Source organism: Fulvivirga imtechensis AK7, assembly GCF_000331535.1.
Lineage (GTDB): Bacteria > Bacteroidota > Bacteroidia > Cytophagales > Cyclobacteriaceae > Fulvivirga > Fulvivirga imtechensis.
Map to the genome: position 1 here is coordinate 1 of NZ_AMZN01000162.1, position 2,574 is coordinate 2,574.

Annotated in this window: 2 protein-coding genes; both read right to left on the reverse strand. The window is 42.8% G+C overall.

All coding sequences use genetic code 11. From position 1 onward, the window contains the following. Positions 1–82: 82 nt before the first annotated feature. Positions 83–820 carry an IS21-like element helper ATPase IstB gene (istB, locus tag C900_RS27465; protein WP_009583760.1) on the reverse strand — a complete coding sequence of 246 codons (738 nt, stop codon included), beginning with the start codon at positions 818–820 and terminating at the stop codon, positions 83–85. A gap of 18 nt (positions 821–838) precedes the next feature. Then, the gene (gene istA, locus C900_RS27470; RefSeq protein WP_009583761.1) at positions 839–2,386 is read right to left on the reverse strand and encodes an IS21 family transposase; all 1,548 of its coding nucleotides are present in this window, start codon (positions 2,384–2,386) and stop codon (positions 839–841) included. Between the last annotated feature and the right edge of the window lie 188 nt (positions 2,387–2,574).

The window sequence follows — 2,574 nt, forward strand, 5'->3', positions numbered from 1 at the left end:
TGGCTATTTCGGTCGGACCATGCCAGTGATTTCGGTCAAAAGGTGCCACTTTGAAAGATGCTGCAAAGTAGTAAAAATTTAGTTATTCATTTTTTAAAATTCCTTTTCTTAGTGACTCTCCTTTTAGGTCTATCCGGTGTGAAGAGTTGACTAACCTGTCTAAAATGGCATCTGCAATAGTACCTTCTCCGATGATGTCATACCATGCCGAAACGGGTATTTGTGAGGATACTATAGTGGCGGTTTGATTGAACCGATCATCAATTATATCCATTAAGGCCTCACGGGCATGAGAGTCAAAAGCCTGTAGGCCAAAGTCATCCATGATCAACAAGTCTACTTTTAAAAGTTTTTTGAGTTCCCGGATATAAGTGCCATCTACTTTGGAGAGTTTAAACCTGGCCAGTAAACGGGCCGTACTGGTGTAGTAGACCCGAAAACCCATTAAACAAGCCTGATGTCCAAGTGCCTGGGCCAAAAAGCTTTTCCCCACTCCGGAAGCCCCGGTAAGTATGATGTTTTCTTTTTTTAGGATAAAATCCAGGGTACCCAGGCGGTTGTACATGTTCTTGTCCAGGTTTCTGGCCTCTGTATAGCTTACCTCTGCAACGGAAGCTTTCTGCCGAAAATTGGCCTGCGTGAGCAATCTATTTATTTTTTTGTTCTGCCTGTCTTCCCATTCATGGTCAGTCAGTATGGCCAGGTATTCATCAGCCGTAAGTTTATTAAACTGGTTGTTTTTTACATGTTGGAGATGCAGTTCAGCCATGGCAGTCAAACGCATCTTCTTCAGCTTTTCTACTGTTTGATTGTTGTTCATATGATATAAATTAATTGGTTATTTGTAAGCCCCAGCCCCACGTATATTGTCATGGACAGGTATATGTGATTTTGGGTCAGGGGTATCTGGAAAGTGATCCTTGTCAAGGTTATTTTCCAGTATGTTCCTGATCCGTTTATAGGAAATAGCATTGGCATAAACAGCACGTTTACAGGCATTGTCAAGCCTTTGAGAACCATACAGGCGATGAAGCTGGACAATACCCATTGCCCTTTTGTAGGCAGTTTCAGGATAATCGCAGTCAATAAATAATCCTTTTATACACGCCTCTACATTTTCACCGTGCCGTGCTGCTATTTTCCGGAAGTACTCCGGACTCCAGTCTGTGTAGTCTTTATGGGTACTGCTCAAATGGTTTTTATTGGTGTTGTATAATCCTATTGAAGGGTTACGCTGATGTAGGGCTATCCGCTCGTGATAGTAATAAACCTCTACCGTTGTGCTGGTATAATGGATCATGGTGGATTTTCCAATATATCGGTAAGGAACGCTATAATAGCTTTTATCCGGGGAGAAGTAGACATATCCTATCTTCTGTACCTTGGCCCTTTTATAATCTTTAAGCTGGTAAGGCCCTGAAGGAAGAGGTTTTAAATAAGGCCGTTCCACTGATTGGAAAAGCTCCCTCCGGCTGGCTTCTTTACGCTGGAAAAGCAAATCATTATAGTTGACCAGCAACTTTTGTATTTCTTCGTTCAGGTCCTGTAAAGAGAAAAAAGTCATCTCACGTATAGGGTAGTATATGCGTTGATAGCTCAACTGTACGGCATTCTCGACCAAAGCTTTATCCTGCGGGGAGTAGCTTCTTGTGGGATTGATGACGCAGTTATAATGATGGGCAAACTCTTTTAAAGAGCGGTTGATCTCCGGTTCATACTTGCTGGCACGTGTTACTGCTGATTTTAAATTATCTGATACGATTGCTTTAGGAACACCTCCATAGAAGGCCATGGCATTGTTGAGGCAACAGATAAGATCTTCACGTTTTTGGCTCATACAGGCTTCTACATAGGTGTATTGGCTATTGGGCAGAATGGCCACAAAAACTTCAACAGGTATTAACTCTCCTGTTTCTTTATCAGTGATATGCAGTTTGGTGCCGCAAAAGTCTATAAGAAGCTCCTTTCCCGGTTCATGCTCAAGCTTCATAGAACCCTTTGTTTTGGCGTACTTACGCCTGTAGTGCTCCATAAACTGTGTATAGCTGTAAGGCTCTTCAGACTGCTGCCGGTAGTCATCATAATGGTAAAGAAAGGTGAAGCCGGGATGGTTACGGGCTTGGTTTACCTTTTCAAAATAGAGCATCAGTTCGTTAAACCGATCATTATTGATGGTAGTTTGAGAGGGAAACAGCTCTGTCAGCTCCGCTTTGTCAAACCGTAACAACTCTTCAGCAGAGTGGTCGCAGGCGTTAATGAGCTTCATGTAATTATTGACCGTGTTACGGGAAATGCCCAGGGTATGGCCAATCCTGCGGTTACTTAAACCGTCCAGATGCAGGGTGATTATTTGTTTGATGTCCATAGGATCAAGAGTATTGGCCATATCGCTTTTTATTTGCGATATAGCCTGTTAAACTTGATCTTTCAAAGTGGCACTAATTGAACCGTTATCACTGGCACAAATCGAACCGTTTTGACTTCTTACCGCCAGGGCTGACTGGCACAGTTTGAACCGAAATCACTGGCACTAACACACCGAAATGAGTGGCACTATTCGAACCGAATTAGCCA